At 41.6% G+C, this 17,226-nt stretch carries 17 protein-coding genes; 6 read left to right on the forward strand and 11 right to left on the reverse strand.

Annotated elements, in window-relative coordinates; genetic code table 11:
- Window positions 1–26: 26 nt before the first annotated feature.
- The 5 genes from AAA952_RS05245 to AAA952_RS05265 form a co-directional block, all read right to left on the reverse strand.
- Complete coding sequence (locus AAA952_RS05245; RefSeq protein WP_338255047.1) at window positions 27–302, reverse strand: transcriptional regulator; 276 nt, start codon at window positions 300–302, stop codon at window positions 27–29.
- A gap of 125 nt (window positions 303–427) precedes the next feature.
- Window positions 428–1,684, reverse strand: a complete 1,257-nt coding sequence (locus AAA952_RS05250) for a Y-family DNA polymerase (RefSeq protein WP_338255049.1) — start codon at window positions 1,682–1,684, stop codon at window positions 428–430.
- Window positions 1,684–2,091: a LexA family protein gene (locus AAA952_RS05255; protein WP_063884436.1), complete on the reverse strand. Its 408-nt coding sequence runs from the start codon at window positions 2,089–2,091 to the stop codon at window positions 1,684–1,686. Before AAA952_RS05255 ends, AAA952_RS05250 begins: the two co-directional genes overlap by 1 nt.
- A gap of 170 nt (window positions 2,092–2,261) precedes the next feature.
- Window positions 2,262–2,480 carry a hypothetical protein gene (locus tag AAA952_RS05260; RefSeq protein ID WP_338255054.1) on the reverse strand — a complete coding sequence of 73 codons (219 nt, stop codon included), beginning with the start codon at window positions 2,478–2,480 and terminating at the stop codon, window positions 2,262–2,264.
- 128 nt (window positions 2,481–2,608) lie between these two features.
- Window positions 2,609–2,761, reverse strand: coding sequence for a hypothetical protein (locus AAA952_RS05265; protein ID WP_263254987.1), 153 nt, complete (start codon window positions 2,759–2,761; stop codon window positions 2,609–2,611).
- On the opposite strand from AAA952_RS05265, the gene AAA952_RS05270 reads away from it, so the two are divergent.
- Together AAA952_RS05270 and AAA952_RS05275 are read left to right on the forward strand one after the other, a co-directional pair.
- Window positions 2,760–3,524, forward strand: a complete 765-nt coding sequence (locus AAA952_RS05270; protein ID WP_338255058.1) for an 8-oxoguanine DNA glycosylase OGG fold protein — start codon at window positions 2,760–2,762, stop codon at window positions 3,522–3,524. The genes AAA952_RS05265 and AAA952_RS05270 overlap by 2 nt on opposite strands.
- 67 nt (window positions 3,525–3,591) lie before the next feature.
- Window positions 3,592–3,732 (forward strand): hypothetical protein, encoded by a 141-nt coding sequence (locus AAA952_RS05275; RefSeq protein WP_014357957.1) that lies wholly within the window; start codon window positions 3,592–3,594, stop codon window positions 3,730–3,732.
- A 131-nt stretch (window positions 3,733–3,863) separates the two neighbouring features.
- Here the strand turns inward: AAA952_RS05275 and AAA952_RS05280 are convergent, their stop codons facing one another.
- From AAA952_RS05280 to AAA952_RS05300, 6 genes are all read right to left on the reverse strand, one after another.
- Window positions 3,864–5,357 (reverse strand): Hsp70 family protein, encoded by a 1,494-nt coding sequence (locus AAA952_RS05280; protein WP_338255063.1) that lies wholly within the window; start codon window positions 5,355–5,357, stop codon window positions 3,864–3,866.
- 206 nt (window positions 5,358–5,563) lie between these two features.
- Entirely contained in the window at window positions 5,564–6,160 is a 597-nt protein-coding gene (locus AAA952_RS05285) for a hypothetical protein (RefSeq protein ID WP_338255064.1), read from the reverse strand.
- A 101-nt stretch (window positions 6,161–6,261) separates the two neighbouring features.
- Window positions 6,262–7,254 carry a helix-turn-helix transcriptional regulator gene (locus tag AAA952_RS05290; protein WP_338255065.1) on the reverse strand — a complete coding sequence of 331 codons (993 nt, stop codon included), beginning with the start codon at window positions 7,252–7,254 and terminating at the stop codon, window positions 6,262–6,264.
- A gap of 383 nt (window positions 7,255–7,637) precedes the next feature.
- The gene (locus tag AAA952_RS05295; RefSeq protein WP_338255067.1) at window positions 7,638–9,008 is read right to left on the reverse strand and encodes a Fic family protein; all 1,371 of its coding nucleotides are present in this window, start codon (window positions 9,006–9,008) and stop codon (window positions 7,638–7,640) included.
- Window positions 9,009–9,196: 188 nt separating this feature from the next.
- Window positions 9,197–9,436 carry a DUF4113 domain-containing protein gene (locus AAA952_RS22365; RefSeq protein WP_432394285.1) on the reverse strand — a complete coding sequence of 80 codons (240 nt, stop codon included), beginning with the start codon at window positions 9,434–9,436 and terminating at the stop codon, window positions 9,197–9,199.
- Between the two features lie 282 nt (window positions 9,437–9,718).
- Entirely contained in the window at window positions 9,719–9,922 is a 204-nt protein-coding gene (locus tag AAA952_RS05300; RefSeq protein ID WP_006087145.1) for an MbcA/ParS/Xre antitoxin family protein, read from the reverse strand.
- Window positions 9,923–10,492: 570 nt separating this feature from the next.
- Here AAA952_RS05300 and AAA952_RS05305 point away from each other — a divergent pair.
- Genes AAA952_RS05305 through AAA952_RS05320 form a run of 4 tightly spaced genes read left to right on the forward strand, consistent with a single transcriptional unit; the run spans window position 10,493 to window position 15,535 of the window.
- A complete protein-coding gene (locus AAA952_RS05305) occupies window positions 10,493–11,125 on the forward strand; it encodes a Tn7 transposase TnsA N-terminal domain-containing protein (RefSeq protein ID WP_263237738.1) in 633 nt (210 codons plus the stop codon).
- A complete protein-coding gene (locus AAA952_RS05310; protein ID WP_338255073.1) occupies window positions 11,106–13,040 on the forward strand; it encodes a transposase in 1,935 nt (644 codons plus the stop codon). Before AAA952_RS05305 ends, AAA952_RS05310 begins: the two co-directional genes overlap by 20 nt.
- A 9-nt stretch (window positions 13,041–13,049) precedes the next feature.
- A complete protein-coding gene (locus tag AAA952_RS05315) occupies window positions 13,050–13,964 on the forward strand; it encodes a TniB family NTP-binding protein (RefSeq protein WP_338255075.1) in 915 nt (304 codons plus the stop codon).
- Complete coding sequence (locus AAA952_RS05320) at window positions 13,961–15,535, forward strand: TniQ family protein (RefSeq protein ID WP_338255077.1); 1,575 nt, start codon at window positions 13,961–13,963, stop codon at window positions 15,533–15,535. Before AAA952_RS05315 ends, AAA952_RS05320 begins: the two co-directional genes overlap by 4 nt.
- Window positions 15,536–17,226: the final 1,691 nt, after the last annotated feature.

Genomic DNA, 17,226 nt, shown 5'->3' on the forward strand with positions numbered 1-17,226 from the left:
ATAGCAAGCTTTTGGGCAACAGTGAGTTACATTGGGAAGTGTTCATTTTCATATGATTCAACTAATGAAATCCATTTTTCAAGCTCGGAACCTTCAGCGGTATTAGGTATTGCATCAAACAATCCTTCAATTTTCTTTAAAGCTGCACGATACTCATCATCAGAACTCAGAGGTATCTCTTCGCAATAAGTAATAATCTCATTCCCAACAGAAGGAGAATTAACCCTTACCGCGAAGTCATCAGATAGTGGTGCGGTAGCGTCACATTTTGAGAGCAATATATTGATTTTAGTGTTCTTCATTATCAATTCCTCTATTCGAATCGTCATAGTTACAGTAGCCACTCTGTAGTATGACTAAAAATTGGGTCTAAGATATACTGACACGCTTTGAGGCATTAACGTGTTAATCCATCTACTGTCAGATATCAACATTTTATCTCTGGCAGACAATGCCACTTGGTCGTGTATTGCGGTGTGAGTAGGTCGCGGCGCATGGCCCATTTTTGCTCGATACCTTGGGCGGCAATGAATAAGGTGTCTGTGCCATAACGTCGATTGATGCAATCAAGAGTCTTCATTAACGCTGGTTTAGCTTTTGAAACATTGAATAAATCTAACTGGCCATGCTGGGTGCTAACTAAATCAATCAGACCTACACCGACTTTATAATAACGTACGCCTGCACGGAAAAGTTGAGATGCTGCTTGTGTCATACCTTGAGTGAGTTCAATACTGCAATCGGTGGCACAAGCAAAGTGCACTAAGGTCTTAAAGCCTGTTGGGCGTTCATCGTAGGGGGAATTGCTGGCAAACAACAACATCGTTTTACAACTTGAACCTTGCTTACGCGCTTTCGCTGCGGCAATCGCCACATGTTTACTTAAGGCTTGCAGTAAATCCTCATACTCAGTAATACGCTCACCCACACTACGAGTTGAGAATATTTGCTTCTTATCCGCCCTCGCCTCGTCCCACACTTTGCACGCTTGCCCATTGAGTTCACGCACAGTGCGTTCTATTTCAATACTAAATTGCTTTCGCGCTAAGCCTGCAGGGATTTTTGCTAAGTCATAGGCGGTTTTTACGTTCATCAATTCAAGTTTTTTGCTTATCCTGCGCCCAATACCCCAGACGTCATTCACATTCATTGATTGTAAAATTGAAATCCGGTCTTGCTCATTATCGATAACACACACCCCCTGATAGCCAGGTAACTTCTTTGCCGCGTGATTGGCCGCTTTAGCCAGTGTGAGTGTTGAGCCGATACCGACACAAACCGGTAAACGTGTCTCTTTCCAAACCGCTTTTCGAATCAACTGGCCTTGGGCTTGTAAGCACTTAATTGCGGGGTAACAATTTTTAAAGGAGAGAAAGCTTTCATCAATGGAATAGACATGCTGCTCTGGTGCAAATCGGCCAATGATATTCATCATCTTTGCGGATAAATCGGCATAGAGCTCATAGTTACTTGAACAAACAATGACACCAAGTTTTGTACACAGGTCTTTGACTTGAAAGTATGGCGCAAACTTAGGCACACCCCGTTCTTTCGCTTGCTTGTTTGCCGCTACGATGCAGCCATCATTGTTGCTCAACACAATCATTGGCTTACCACGCCAATCAGGTCTAAATACCTGCTCGGCACTGCAATAGAAACTGTTGGCGTCTACCAAGGCAAACATCAGATGTCAGCTAATAATGGACTTTGGCGATGACAACGAATAGAACGAATAACAACACCTTCAATCGTAAAGTTATCGTAATCGTGAATAGGCTGAGGTTGGTGCTGTTCATTCGACGACAGTAGCATGCGATGAGTTTTATCGAGGATTTTACATACAAATTCACCGTTGAAATTGGCAACAATCACATCACCATGACGCGCGGTTTCTTGGCGGTCAACAATCAAAATATCGCCATAAAAAATGCCCACTCCCTGCATTGAGTCACCTTTTGCGACACCAATAAAAGTCGCGCTGGGATGCACAACTAACAGCTCATCAAGGCTGAGACCCAACTGACTATATTCAGCTGCAGGGCTTTCGAAGCCAGTGATACCGGCACTGGCATAGATAGGGATAATACGCATAGTTAACACCACTGTTTTTATATACAGTAATTATAGGCGTTGTTAGGTAACTGGCAAGAATTATTGTGATGTTTCGATGTAACACCATTGGTTCTTTTCTTTATCAAACCCCACGTCAAAATTCACCGCGGTGGTGTCACCCATCTGGTCTCTCTTTGCAACGATATCTTTTAGTTCAGATAAATCATCAACACAGGGGACTCAAGCGCGGCGATGATCATAATTTTTACCCGAATAAACATCATTACCTCACCAAAAGGCGCGACGGACGACACGACTGCAGCAATGGTAAAAAGGCGTGTCCTCAAGACTGATCTGAGTTCTCCTTGAGGGCGGCTTAGCGAGTCTTCCACATCAACAATTTTATTGGCAGTAAGTGATGATTTCAAAGTCAAAGGCTTCCCAGTTTGAAACATTTAGAGCGAATTATTAGAAACATCTAATAAAACAACAATATGAGCAGTCTGCAGTGTGAGCAACTTCAAATACTTACCATGTTATTTATCCAAGAGCATTTTTAACCTGCAATAGACGTCATCGAATGACGCTTGGATAGCGAATACTGGCTCTTCGATACGCTGAGCCATGCCTTGATAGAGTTGTGCTCGGGAATAAAGCGTAAAAATACTTCTAGAACTCCATAGCGATAACCAGAGTGAGAGCCTGTCATGATGACTCCAAAGTTTCTGTTAGATAATATTTCAACAATTCGTGTGAATGATAATACTCAATTTAAAATACAACGCCCATATTACACATTTACACAATATTCTGTGATTGAAGATATTTTGAATAAATGCCCAAATGGTGAAATTAATCGTGGAATAGTCACAGATTTTTTTAAACGTGGAGAGCATGTTCATGGTTTTTTTGCGGCAATGATTTGGGGAGGGATCTCAACCGGAGGACCTACTGGAAATAATTTGTCTCTGTTGTTATCTGTCGAGCCTGAAATGTTGCAGAAACACATAGCGGTAGTGGGTGAGTATGTTAAACACAACAAGTTTTCAGGCGCTTATCATTATATGAACGGTGCTGGTAAGCTCAAAGGATTGGGCGACTCATTTTTTACTAAATTGTTTTTCTTCCTGGGTAATGCCAATGAGCAAGAAATTATTCCTCCAATTTTCGATAAATGGACAAAGTTAGCCTATGCAGCGCTCTTGGCTGATAGTGAAGACGATAAGATATTTCATCGATATATATCATCAGTAAAAGGAGTAGATGTCAGATTCCGTACAGCTTATCAAGGAGATGCATACAATGATTATGTTGTTAAGATGAACTGTTGGGCCAAGAATTGTGGAGTTAGTGTCAGCGATTTGGAACAATTTATTTTTGGTTGCAACAGAAAACAAGATCCTTCGGCGTCGAATCCAAGAATGATTTTTGAGAAGAAGGTCAATGAATTTATGCTTACGGCTGTGAGTTAGTCGATAGCTAAAAATTGAATCTTTGTAGGTTTAGATTGATGACTATTTGAAAGATGGAGATAGAGTTATGAAAGAATATATCGTTACTGGTACCTGTGACGGCCGTCGCGCCATGGTTCGGATTTTTGCCTATAGTGCTGGACAAGCTACCCGCCTCGCCCGTGAAGAACATGGTTTTTCGTCTACTGCAAGCACTAAATTGGCTTGATATTATTGTAACTCTTAATTGGATCAATTTAGACTTTGAGTTACTGTCACTGATTTTTCAGAAGAATCCCGAAATGGTAGAAACTGGTCGATGATAAGGAGGCTGAATTATTCAGCCTCCTTTGTTTGCCGTTATTCCCCGAAAGCAAGATGGGCATGAATGGCTGCGCCTGATGCCACAGAGTTGAATGGATCAGCGATGGTTATTTCTGTGCTGGGGAACCAATCTTTTATTGCTGTTTGTACTGCAGGAGATAAACCCATACCTCCAGTGATATAAATTAATTCAGGCGATGAATTCGCTGTAGTTATTGAATCATCTATTAAATGCTTTAGCTCATTCAACCAAGTAGTCATGGATTTGCTCATATCGATAGACTTGAGGGGAACTGCAGTGTTTTCATCGATGTAATCAAGTGATAGATTAAAACGATTGCAGTCGCTTAGGTTAATTTTAGCTTTCTCTACATCACTCATAAATCTGTGTACTAATTTACTTTTTTGCAGCGTTCGTAACCTATTTAGTTTATTGGCAGATTTGGCTAAACCCATAAAACGTTCAATTTCATGTCGATGCTTGGTTAGATAGAAGTCGTTTAATAAAGGAAAATTATCGATATCGACCATGCCATTGAAAATCATATGTGGAATAGGGGCGCCGTCGCGTAACAATTCCCCCCTTCCAAAATATGGCGATACTGATGTCATGGCAAAATATTTATCGCAGATGATGCCACCGATGCGGTTTCCCTTAACAGATAAAATATCCGCCTGCCGGTCAGTTTGATTCACGCGTTCCGGACTCAATTTACATATAACTACATCTGATGTACCCCCGCCAAGATCGATAATCATCACTGTCCGTTCTTGTTCAAGTTGTTTCTCAAAATGAAGGGCGGCTGCCATGGGTTCAAAAATAAACTGAACTTCATCAAATCCTGCCGCAGCGGCAGCTCTTTCCATTATGCTTATTGCTTGTATATTGCCCGCTTCGCCTAAGGTTGAATGATAATGAACGGGTCTGGCAATCACAGCCTTATCAATCGGTTGACCTAACTCGGCTTCTGCTTTCAAACGCAGATATGACAGCAATCGCCCCACGACGGTTTCGAATACTTGCAGATGTGATTTTCCAATGTCTGCACCAAGAAAATTCTTCGGACTGTTAACCAGTTTTCCAGCCTCGGGAGTAGATAGGTATTGCTGAAAGCCCGCTTCACCAAATTCAATGGTACCTTTAGTTAGCATTTCATCTAGAGACGCTGTTTTTAATTGTGCGTAAATTTCTGAAATAGCCAGGCGCTTAGCCCTACTACTTAATACATTGACGTTCTCTATTTGAGCGTCAACGTTGTTAATGGTGTTTATTAAACTTATGTATGTATTTGAGTTTTTATAAGTTGATGGTACTTTATTCGTCCCACGATTATTTTTTGCACTACCTATTAAATCATCTAATTGGTCTTGTGCACGAACTTTGTTTCTAGTTAGTTCATTTTTAATTTGCCCTATAAAATAGGTTATTCTTTCAGCTGTAGGTGTGGGTAATGGCTTGTCATCTTCTCTTATAAAAATTGAAGATCTTATTTTGAATTTATCATTAAAATCATCATCGACAGGTATCAAGACCACCTTTCCATCTACCCAAGCCGCAACTGAGCAATTACTGGTACCAAAATCAATACCGATATAATTTTTTTTTCACATAAACTCCATTTTTTTGAAAGTGTTTACTTAATCTATGTAACGGCATTTGACGCCGGAATAGTTGATGTTTAACTTATTGATTTCATCTACTACGTTTATCTAAAACAGACCGAAAATGTCTTTTATTATTTCAATAGCATTACAAAACTTGAAAAGGGTAAATTGCTTATCAGACAGCACATCTGTTCAGCCCCTAAGTCATGTTTAAGTTTTACTCCGCGCTGTTCATATTCTTCTATCGACATATCTAATGTTGAACTTGTGAACCAATATAAATATGCCCAAATAGCCTGAGTCGGAAGGACCTCATGCTCTGGAATTAAGACTAATTCTCGACAACGAATGAGTTTTTGCTCCAGTTCCCCCGGAGTGATGCTGAGAATACAATCTGGAGTATCATCAAAGAGACGACCGAAATAGTGGGGGATCAACAGTCGGATAAATTCCGATGCATCCATGTGTGTTTGCTGAACACTGCAGTGTTGCGCCGGAATGTGTTCTAATACAGAGTCATGTGGCAGGTTTGTGCTTGCTAACCACCATAGCGTTGCCCGGGTGCGCTTGCTGGCCCATTCAAGTACTGCGGCGTTTGGCAGCTTGATATCGATGATCACCAGTGCAGGCCCTTGGGGCTGGATACAACAAAGTTCAGCTGGGCTTCGCACTATGGCGTTCTCAATACCTTCTAACTCACCCACTTTCTCAGTGATCAGTAATAGCATCCCGGATCCTTTTTTAGTTTTACCGTTATAGGCTCATTCCAGTTCTATGTGCATATTAACCAGCTGAGGCGTCAAAAAATGTCGCTTATGTTGTTTTATCATTAACCTGAGTATTTTTTCTGTGCAATGGTTAGGCTGCGGTTAAGAGCTTCTCGCAGCGACTGAGGTGCCAACACTTCACTGATATCGCTCATCGACATCAGCCACCATTTTAGTTCTTCGGTATTTGGTAAATCAGCTTCTATGGTGAAATGCTTGCCATCATCCGAATGACTTATGGTTTGTTGCAAACTCAAGGGTGTTTCTAATAAGTGGTATCCCAGATTAAAATCGACCTTAAGCTTTAGGGTGATGAGTTCCTCTATTGGGAAAGCGAGATTGCCTTGTTTCAAGTAGGCGTTTAACTCGAAGTCTAGAGGGATTTTTCTCATTTCCAGCAACCGCTCGGCACTTTGAACCCTATGCAATGCAAAGTGTCGAAAAGCATCGTTGTCTGCTAAGGTGGCTATCAGGTAAATAGTGGTTCCTCGTGTGACTAAGGCAAGAGGATTGATACGATAGTGCTTAGGTTGATTTACTGACCGTGGGCGATAGAAAATCAATAAGCGCAGCCCTTCCATCAGTGCCTGCTCCAGCGGGGGCATGATTAATGGATCTATATGTGGTGCAAGTGGCTGAAATCCCGCTGGGATCGATGCTACGCATTTTGTCCAGCTAGCTAATTTGGGAGTATTAGCCAGTTTTAGTTCAGCTTGGTCGAAGAAGCTGTCGAGATTGTTTTTGAGCTGACTTGGTAATAGGTCCTGTAGGAATTGTTTGGTCAGACTTAAGGCTAAAGCTGTACTGGGTGTCATGTCTATGGCAGAGGGATGCAGGCCTTTGACACGGCACCAACTATGGGGGCGAAATGTTTCATTGCGGCTAATGTTGTAATGGTTACTTAGGCAGTCCAGATCCCGTTGAATGGTACGCAGGGGCGCATGTAATCCATCTCGTTCTAGTTTATTTTTGAGCTCAACTGTGGTGATCGATGAAGGAGCCTCTGGCAGATACTTGAGTATGGTCAAGTGGCGCTGGGTTTGTTTTTCTGACATATCCCTATGGACTCAATATGTAAGTAAATTGAAAATGGTATTAACTGCTCTGGGGACATTTATTCCCCTGAGGCAAATGTGTTATCTGACAAATTGACTGGATTGAACTGTATTAGCACTGACTAACATCGTGGCTTTTTGCTCTATTTCCTGACACCAGCTCAGTTTATGAGCCAGTGATTAGGTAGATTTTCGGCTCCGTAAAAGACCCCCACTAACTGGCATCAAATGGTTGCAGTATTATTTGCATCATCATCTAAGTTGGTAGCCATTATAAAACAATAATATACAATTTCGACCTAAAAACCGTGATTTTCAACCATAGATCACCAACTCATGGCGATGAGCAGAGATGACGTTGATAACAACGCAGCTTAATATGTTCATCCTAAAAAATATTCTGTCGCTTTACCTATTTTTTCACGCCTGAGTATTCCAGCAGTAACCATGTCATCAAGTCTTTGCTTAACCGTGTTATAACTAAGCCCCAGTAATTTTTCGACCTCTCTGGCTGTAATCGTCGTTTTTTTTAAATAACGAGGCTCATCAGCAACAAAACCAATAATTTTTTTCTTAATATCTTCTAAATTTGGATACTCCTTTTCTAATACAGTCATTCGATATGCGGCACGTCCATATGCAGAAACGAATTCAGTGATTGCACGATTGATAATACTTAACTGATATCGAATAAAATAGGTTAAATCTAACTTGTCATGCTCACAATTCAGATAGCTCTGACCGTATTTAATGGGCGATTTTTTCAACAGTGCTGAAATCGCAATATAGCGGAAACCCGTATAGCCACACTTAAACATATACCAATAAAACAAAGCTCTTGCTATCCGTCCATTACCATCACGTAACGGATGAACATAGCCAATGACAAAATGAAGAGTAATGGCCTGTATAACCGGATGAATCTGATCGTCAGTCGAGTTTAACCAATTCACGACGCGGGATAATAGGCACTCAATAGCATCATGCTTTGGTGGCTGATGAACGACCTCACCATCAGCGTTCACAACCGCAATATCATCAGTGGTTCTAAACATCCCAGAGGTGTAGTTTTTTTGCTCTAAGTGCTGCGTACCCATTCTATGTAAGGTTTTTATCAAATCAACACTGAATGCCTCATCCTTGAGGTCCCACGCTGCATTCATTAAGTCAGCATTCCCAACAATCATCCGCTCACCATCAGTACAAGGCCTACGCTTCTTTCGGAGCATTTCTTTCGCAATCAGCGTCGTTGTTGCAGCGCCCTCTAGCTGACTACTCGATATAGCTTCATCATCAATCAAATTATTTTTAAAGTGCTCAAAATGTACGCTTTCTCCGATTTGCTCAAGCACCCCAAGCATTGCACTATGTGTGGTGTAACGGTCAATCTGTGACAAAACCCGACTAAAATCATGCAAGTGATTAAATCGGCAATATGTCATGAAGTCAGGAGATTGCGATAGCGCTCGGTTTACGGACTCCGGCAGGTTTAGTGGTAACGGTTTATTTTCTAACGGGGTGAGATTGATTAGCGAACTGTCTCTATGTAGCCGAACTAACCACCAACAGAAATTAACATTTAGGCTAGGCTTAACGCTGCGTCTAAACTCATCAAAAGAATAATACTCGATATGAAATGAGCTGATGTAATCCATGTATTTATTAGGATCATCGCCATGATTACGGATCTCAAATACAACATCACTGATAGTGCTAAACGGACACTCAGGCGGTGATAGATACTGAAATGACATAAATCTTATCTCAAAAAAACCATTTATTGAGACAAGATTAATCAAATTGATAGAGTTGAACGAGCTTTTTGTTACACAGAACTTCATTCATGGCTTTGCAGTAATTAACGTACAGAGGCTTCATCGAATGCATTGAGTTAGGGCAAACGTGTAAATCTCTCTAATCACTTTATCTCGGGCAGACAATTCTACCCGGTCGTACAGTGTGGTGTGAACATGTCTGGGCGCGTGTTCCATTTTTGCGCGATACCTTGAGTGGCAATTAAGTGTGTGTCTGCGCCGTAACGCTGATTGTTAGAATCAAGAATTTGTATTAACGCGGGGTTAACTTTTAGCGCGTAGAACAAATCTAACCGGCGGTGTTTATGCTCACTAAATCGATTAACACTACACCGATGTTGTAAGGGTGATGACGGTGCATTTCTCATTCAAGCTGTTTCAAGCCAACTGGGCATCCCTTTTCAACCACCAACAGACTTAGACTGACGCCCTTCCAAATGAGTTATAGCGATATTAATGTTTGATAATCAAAAAGGTAGCAAAACATGTGTTTGGGGTTTTCATCTGGCCAGGTCAAAAAGGCCTTTGATAATCGCTCAGGCAAAAACCTTACGAGAAAGCTCAGACATTTATAGCCCTGTGTTACAGGGCATGCTTAATGGGATGTTGGATCGCAAGTGAGCATGGCCGTTTCAGTGCACTATTGAAGGCTAAGAATACTCCCCTGCTTCTATTTTATTTAGCCATTCATTGACTAATTTACAGCCCTCTGGTGTTTGCATTAATGCGATGGGCTTATTGTTACCTAGTACTGGGATTTCACTATTAAACAGTGTTTCAGCGAGGGTTTTCTCACCATAAATTTCACATGCCCTATTAAATAGGCACTCGGTACTTAGTGATGTTGAGTTCATAAGGTTAGTTCGCTTCTCGTAAAAGGTGTCATTCCAAGTGTAGCAAAATCATCAATGATTAGCCCTGTCATAATCATTTTCTGTTCATCAAGATATTTAGCGGCATTCATAGGTTTGAAAATACTTTTTAGCATAACAATTCACTCTGGACGATTAACTGCTTATATCTTTAGGCTGTATATTACGCTGCAATACACATTACTATTGAAATATATATCAAATAAAATTAAGTGTGCGCGGCAAAATAAAAGAAAAGTTAAATTAACCACACTGTAAAAGTATTAATAATATCCGAATTGAATATGAAATTAATAGGTGCGAAATTCATAAGTTTATGATTTTATGTTTGTTTATTTTTGGCATCATCATTCGTCACTGCTCTCGAATACAGCGTGTGTTTTCGTGAAAAATATAAACAAGTCAATATGAAAACGTGAGGCGCCGATGGGTGGCAACATATTTACGATATTCAACAAATATTCAAACCTCTCTTGCGTTCGCTAAAAATATTTATTTACACAATAATTTGGAATCACTAATGTGTATATCTATCCATAAAGCGAGGTTAATATGAAACCCAGAAAAATTCCGCGACACAGTAAAGTGATGGCGCGCATTCATTTCCATTCACAAAAAAATGATTCTACACGTTTCTGTGATAGTGAACTAGAAGTTGCTCGATTATTGCTATTGGAGTTTGAGGATGATGTCATTGCATATAATACCCAACCGGCGTCATTTACATATCTCGTCAACGGAAAAAATAGACGTTATACGCCTGATCTCATTATTTCACATAAACATAAAGGGGTGTATTTCGAGGAAATTAAACCAAAAGACAAACTCGGTAGTCAAAAAAATATTGAAAAATTCGATATTCTCTCAAAAGCCTTTGCCGCCATCTCTGACAATGGTTTAAAGCTCGTTACTGAAGAACAAATCTATGTCGGCAGTACAATTGCAAATCTAAAAAAACTCTATCATTACCGGTCACTTACGCTGTCAGAACAATGCCAGCAGGTAATGCAAGAATTACCCTCGCGTATCACATATTGTGGTCTCATTAGCTGGGCAGAATCTCATCAATGTCATGTTTATGATCCGATGATCCTATTAGCAAATCGATGCTACACATTCGACTTAACTTGTATGTTAAGCCCATTAACTCATCTGGAAAGATCTTATGGCTCAACAAATCTTTAAAGCCAATATGGTTATTTGTCGCAATAATCGTGACTACCGGATAGTCATGCTCGATGACACGTTAGTGACACTAGAGGTTGTGGACAGCAAACATCATCAGGTGTTATCGATTGACCAGCTATTGTCTGAATATCAACTAGGAAGTTTGAGCCTCCCTAAGACAAATCTGAATCTTGACCAATCTTGGCTAAACGAACAACAGAAGGCTGATCTTCGGCGTTATAACACCTACCTAAACTATCTAGACAAACTCGAATACCCAGGTGCAATACGTTCACTCAATATGGCTATTTCGACCTGCGGAGAGATATTAAATGAACCGGTTAATTGCCGTCCATCAACATCAACACTGCGGCGCTGGTATTCAAAATGGCTAAACAATAATAGACAATTCATCTATCTGCTGGCCTCCAGAAAACACGATCCAAACCTGACACTAAGCTGCAGAATCGATGCAGCGATGCGTTCTCTCGTCGACGATGTCATTGATAGTTTTTATCTGACTCTTAATGGCCCCAACGCGGCGGATTGTTACCGAACGCTTATGCAACAACACAGGCGCATGGCACTTGACTGCCTAATGATATCAAAATCGACATTTTACAGAGAAATAAAAAAATTAGATGAAAGCGTTATTATTAGGCGGCGGCAAGGTTCGATCGCTGCAAATAAATATCTGCGCACTGCAAACCATCAATATCAGGTCAATGGGCTATTTGAAAGATGTGAAATGGATGCGGTTCACGTCGGTATTTATCTCGTTGATCAACAGGGCGATATCGTTGGGAAGCCGATCATTTTCTTGATGATTGATGCTTTTAGCCGCTGCATTATGGGAATGCATATCAGTATCCAAGAAGGAGAAACCACTAATGCAGCGGTGAGCGCATTACGCCATGCCATTTTGCCCAAATCCAATCAACAATATTCCTTTATGGAAAATCCATGGACATGCCATGGTACGCCCATGGATCTGTACGTCGATTCTGGCGCAGCATTCATTAATGAATCATTCGACGCACTATTAGCTCAACTCAAGATCAATCGAATCGCTGGGCCGTCACGCCAGCCCTGGAAACACAGTTTTATTGAACGCTTTAATAGTACGTTACGCGACAAACTCAAGGGGATACCTGGATATGTCGGAAAATTAACGGATGGTTTCACCTATGATCACCCGGCAAAGCACTATGCCACCCTGACGGTCGAGGAATTCGAAAAGATTGTCTGTATTCTCATCAATGATATATACCATCAAGAAGCGCATGCAGGAGTAGGAAATCAAACGCCAATAGCGATGTGGAACACACATATTCGCTATTCTCCGGCTATTGTGCCTGCCAATGTTGCGATATTTGATCTTTACCTGCGGCAACAAAAACGAGGCACACTCCAGCAATTAAAGGGATTGCAGTATAAAAATCAGTTTTTTAATTCCATGGAATTACGAAACCTTTTTGAACAATTAAAAAAGAATAGTCGTGATCGCGGCAAAGTCACTTTTTATGTTGATGAGCTAAACGCCAGTAATATCATGGTCATTAACCCGTTAAACCAATCTGTGTTAACTGTGCCTAACACCAACAAATTAGCTTGGGGAAAAACCTTCCTGCAACTGAAAATGACCAAGAAAATTTTCATGCCGAACGCAGGCGAACTGAAGGTCAACGATATCACAAAACAGGCTCTCGAGCGTAAAAAGAAAGCCGCTCGAGACGTGAAAACGAGCCACAATCTTGCCGATGAGGCGTTGTCCATGGACACACCGCTGACTCAAGATGTTATTCAAGACATGTTAACTAAACGTGAAAAAGTGGCTCATCAAGCGCTGGTATTATCGCCAGCAAAACCGACGGGCAGCGATGTCCCAGAATCCGCCGTGATCCCTAAAATAATCAATTACCAAACCAGCTAGGAATAACACATGGATCACTATCAACCTCAACGAAAGCCTATTACCACAGCATTTTTATCTCGTTCAGTTTACCACTTTGAGTGCAATGCAGTGATTGCGGCATTAGAACGCAGCCTGAAAACAACTGGCCTTAATCCGACTGGGCTGATGATTGTCGGCGATTCTGGTCTTGGTAAATCCACAGCGCTGAGACTGTTTGAACAACGATTCAGTCGACCTGCAACAGAAACAAATTCCTACAAAACAGTCGCCAATGTCGTGACCCCTGTGGATGCCAGTGTGAAAAGCTTGTGCTCCGCACTACTGAAGGTCTTGGGTTGCCCGACGCCAGACAGAGGAACCGCCAACAGTATGTTCACTCGGATCACCACCTTGATCCATGAGCTCGATACAAAAATCATCATTTTTTATGAAATTCAACATCTAACTGAGCGTAATGCCCAGAAAAAAACGCGGCCAGTTATCAATCTCGTTAAAAACCTGATGACCGAAACAAACTGTCCGGTCGTCCTCGTTGGTATGCCTGACGCGACAGAACTATTGAGCATGGATCCGCAATTAGCACGACGATTTTCGAAATCGGTGACGCTCAAGCCTTTTAGTATGACTGATGAACTCATCACTGAGGAATACACGGCCTATGATCTGTATGTTTCATTTCTCCACTCGATTGCGTCTTTCATGCCAATCAAAACCATTAATCTCATCGATCCGAATGTTGCTCGTCGTCTCCTTGCCGCCAGTCGCGGAAAAATTTCTATCATTATTAAAATTTTGGAGTTTGTGATCGAGAATAGCCTTGACGGTAAGAAGGCGACGTTACTCGATTTTTCCACCGCGTTCCGTGATATTGCTGATCATGACATCTCACATTGTCCGTTTTTAATCACGAGCAACCAATTAGAAAAGTGGTATTTTTCATGAGCGCAATGACATTACCCATCAGATTGCGCCCCTATGAGGCCGAATCCCTGCCGTCCTACTTATGTCGGTTAGCCACCGTCAATGGCTGGTCAACCATGGCCGAATTTTTATTGGTCATGGGGATAAAGAAAACCAAAATCGATCCGGATGTCTCGCTTGACCGCCTAGTGCAATTAACCCACCTTCCCCACTCGGAGTTTTTACCGCGCATGGAGGAGATCCCAAGGTCCATGCCAGCGCGGATGTTCTATCAACACTCCCCCAGATTTTGTCCTATTTGCATCGGCACCACACCGTACGTGCGACATGTCGAGCACTTTAAGACAGCGCTATTTTGTGTAAAACATCGTTGTAAACGCATTGATCAGTGTCCTTGTTGTCAGCATCCCCTCACTTGGCAGCAGCATCTATTTAGTCACTGTTTGCAGTGCAAACAACCCTGGGCCACTTTACCCGCCAACCATGAAATCGATGTTGATTATCAACAATGGATTGAACAAGAAGAAGGCGCAGAGGAGCGGTTGCACTTATTGCATCGGGCAATCACCCGTCTGATTTATCCGACCGATCTCGATCCCCTTCCACCAAACCACAAATTGAGTCTAGACAGTCAGTACATTCTCGATGCATTTCACCTGTTGCAAGGCCGTTTTGACCTGATTTGGGGCAAACAATGTGCCGAAGATCGTCACTATCTCAGCCTCTTTGGTGAACATCATGTGCAGTCCCCCCTCACCAGCTTACGTGAGCTGAGTGGCTTACCGGCTCAGGTGGCAGAAACCCAATCCACATGGCCCAGTTATACCGTGCACGACAGAGTGAATAAACATCCACACATTACAGTGCCTTTAGCGTGTCGAGTGAGCACATTTTACCTGCGTCAGCTGCTCGACTTAACGGCTGTTCAACTGAGTATTCTCGAGGACAGTGGCCATTTTGATAGCCTATACCACCTATCCAATTCACGGCACCGAACTTATGATATGCGCCAAATTTATCGCTGGTTTAAGACACGTATTAGCCCAGATAAATGTGCCTATTACCCTGAACAGAGTTTTAACAAACTGCTCATGATGTATGGCATCGAGTTCAGTCGACTGTTCGAGGGGATCCATCAGGGAAAATTTCGAATAACCTTGGCCAGTTACAATGAACAATTAACACTCCACCTGGCCGCTGAGGATGTGAAACAGTTTGTGCAAGACAATGAAGTATTTGATCCACAAGAAGACAAATCGCAAAAGTGGGTTGCTAGGCGTTTGAGGATCCATGTTGCGGGAATGAAGGAGATGATCCGCCCAGGCCTATTTGCCTGCAGCCGCAATCGTGACATCACACGCGCGTCATTGCAGGCAGTGTTAGTGCAATATTCATCATTACAGCGCTGGTGTTACCTGCGTAGTTACCACCGTTATAGTGTTGAGCGTGTGATGGTCGAGGCACAAATTATCCCCATTTTTAGCTCAACGTATTGCACTCTCTTGACCCATGAACAGTTAGCGCAATTGGCAATGCTCACCGACAGCCGAGCCGAACTTCAATTAGAAAACAATCCAAAATGGGTGGTGTAGTGTCATTTTTGCATGAAGCGACGCTTCGACAATTCCAAGAGCAATGTGAGCCACAAACGGTTATAAACTTTCATGCCGTTGCAACGCTAAATCGCCGATTAAATGCGTATAAATCGACATTTGTGGGCGATTTTGCCTTAAAACGGCTATAAATCAGGGTAAACCTGCCGATTTAACATAAGCACGAATTGCGCGCAGTCGACCCCAGATGCCTTAACGCCTGATAAAGAGCATATAAGTAAATCAAGACGCCACAAGCTCACCTCAATGGCGGTCGTAGGCCAGACACAAAATACACTTGGCTCTGTCAAACGGAAGGGACAGTGAATGGGTTGAGGCATAGGTAAATAACGAAAGCTGATGCAAGGGGATCACGAAAAAGCGCCCCACAAAGGGCGCTTAGTCAACCAAGATCTAACCCAACGATCAATGCCACATTACGATGTATGACAAGCATTTGAGCAATAGTAGCAACCGTTTGATTGCGTATAATGTTTTTTTGCCTCCTTCACTGCTGAAGTACAATTATCAAAAATACCTAAATACAATCGATTATCTTCAATGGGAAGATATGTACATGTACTCGTGTGGACCTCATGATCGCCATTATCTTGTGCTTTCTTATTTACATAGTAAAAAGCCATATTTGTATCTCCCTTGTATACCCCTATGAAATTAAGGGCTAAAAAGGAAATACGGTCACAAACCAGACAATTCAATACGTCGTATTGAAAAGTATAAGAATTTCATACTTACGACTGATTCCGCCCTTGAGATACCTCTACTTTGAGCATACTAATTGCTCCTATAAGCAGACTATATAATGTCCATAACACTGCCACCCTGATAGCGTATAGCAAAGTATTTATAGTTATCCTTAAAAAAGATAATTTTCAAGCCAGATCGGCTAATCTAGATCTAGCCAGTCTACTATGCAAAAAACGCCCAATTAAGGGCGTTTGGAATAGTTCAAGTATTTTTTATTTTCTATTCAACAAAAGTTGTTTTGCATAACGCTCACCTCATTGCGCGTAGCCTATGCAACACTCACTTCAATCCAAGCTTTTTCAACAAAGCCCGCGTCAATGGTAACTTATCAAGGCGCTTACTCAATGGCTTCAACGCTGAGATCAAAATGTCTTCAAGGCCCTCTCGGTCATGGTGATAAAAATGAAAGAACGCTCGGCCGTGATGAGCTTTGATATCTTTTCTACATCACAAGGGATGACATTGACGTGCATCAAGCAGCTCCACAACGGCATCCAAGTGCTTTCTCTGTGCACTCATTCAATTAGTTATTTTGATCATGCTTTTTCTCTCAAAAGATTGTCTTCATTGAATTCAAATAGTCTTCACTTTAATTCCATGCTTACACTTCTGATAAAAATAGAGTGATAAATTACTTAAAAAACTATATTATTAAATATAAATAAAGTCATATTTCGGCCATCTTCAATCAGATGCGGATTGATTTATTAGCGCTTAAAATCATATTCTTTGACAAAAAAGCGCTTAAAATCATAAATTATGACAATTTAAAGCCTCCCAAAGAAAATCGTATTTTCTAACTCGTTGTTTCTACGCATTTCCCAAACTCATTTTGTATGACAAGCCACATGTGTGGCTTGTCATTCCAAATGAATTTTGTGTCATTTCGTGATTCTGATTTTTGTTTATAGATATCAATACCA

The organism is Shewanella sp. M-Br (genome assembly GCF_036245925.1).
Taxonomy (GTDB): Bacteria; Pseudomonadota; Gammaproteobacteria; order Enterobacterales; family Shewanellaceae; genus Shewanella; species Shewanella oncorhynchi.

What these genes read in the sequence shown, in the direction of transcription:
- AAA952_RS22365 (WP_432394285.1), bottom strand. Translation starts at nt 9,436, where the DNA reads ATGAGAAATGCACCGTCATCACCCTTACAACATCGGTGTAGTGTTAAT.
- AAA952_RS05265 (WP_263254987.1), bottom strand. Translation starts at nt 2,761, where the DNA reads ATGACAGGCTCTCACTCTGGTTATCGCTATGGAGTTCTAGAAGTATTT.
- AAA952_RS05285 (WP_338255064.1), bottom strand. Translation starts at nt 6,160, where the DNA reads ATGCTATTACTGATCACTGAGAAAGTGGGTGAGTTAGAAGGTATTGAG.
- AAA952_RS05250 (WP_338255049.1), bottom strand. Translation starts at nt 1,684, where the DNA reads ATGTTTGCCTTGGTAGACGCCAACAGTTTCTATTGCAGTGCCGAGCAG.
- AAA952_RS05245 (WP_338255047.1), bottom strand. Translation starts at nt 302, where the DNA reads ATGAAGAACACTAAAATCAATATATTGCTCTCAAAATGTGACGCTACC.
- AAA952_RS05270 (WP_338255058.1), top strand. Translation starts at nt 2,760, where the DNA reads ATGATGACTCCAAAGTTTCTGTTAGATAATATTTCAACAATTCGTGTG.
- AAA952_RS05305 (WP_263237738.1), top strand. Translation starts at nt 10,493, where the DNA reads ATGAAACCCAGAAAAATTCCGCGACACAGTAAAGTGATGGCGCGCATT.
- AAA952_RS05295 (WP_338255067.1), bottom strand. Translation starts at nt 9,008, where the DNA reads ATGTCATTTCAGTATCTATCACCGCCTGAGTGTCCGTTTAGCACTATC.
- AAA952_RS05300 (WP_006087145.1), bottom strand. Translation starts at nt 9,922, where the DNA reads ATGAACTCAACATCACTAAGTACCGAGTGCCTATTTAATAGGGCATGT.
- AAA952_RS05275 (WP_014357957.1), top strand. Translation starts at nt 3,592, where the DNA reads ATGAAAGAATATATCGTTACTGGTACCTGTGACGGCCGTCGCGCCATG.
- AAA952_RS05255 (WP_063884436.1), bottom strand. Translation starts at nt 2,091, where the DNA reads ATGCGTATTATCCCTATCTATGCCAGTGCCGGTATCACTGGCTTCGAA.
- AAA952_RS05290 (WP_338255065.1), bottom strand. Translation starts at nt 7,254, where the DNA reads ATGTCAGAAAAACAAACCCAGCGCCACTTGACCATACTCAAGTATCTG.
- AAA952_RS05310 (WP_338255073.1), top strand. Translation starts at nt 11,106, where the DNA reads ATGGCTCAACAAATCTTTAAAGCCAATATGGTTATTTGTCGCAATAAT.
- AAA952_RS05315 (WP_338255075.1), top strand. Translation starts at nt 13,050, where the DNA reads ATGGATCACTATCAACCTCAACGAAAGCCTATTACCACAGCATTTTTA.
- AAA952_RS05320 (WP_338255077.1), top strand. Translation starts at nt 13,961, where the DNA reads ATGAGCGCAATGACATTACCCATCAGATTGCGCCCCTATGAGGCCGAA.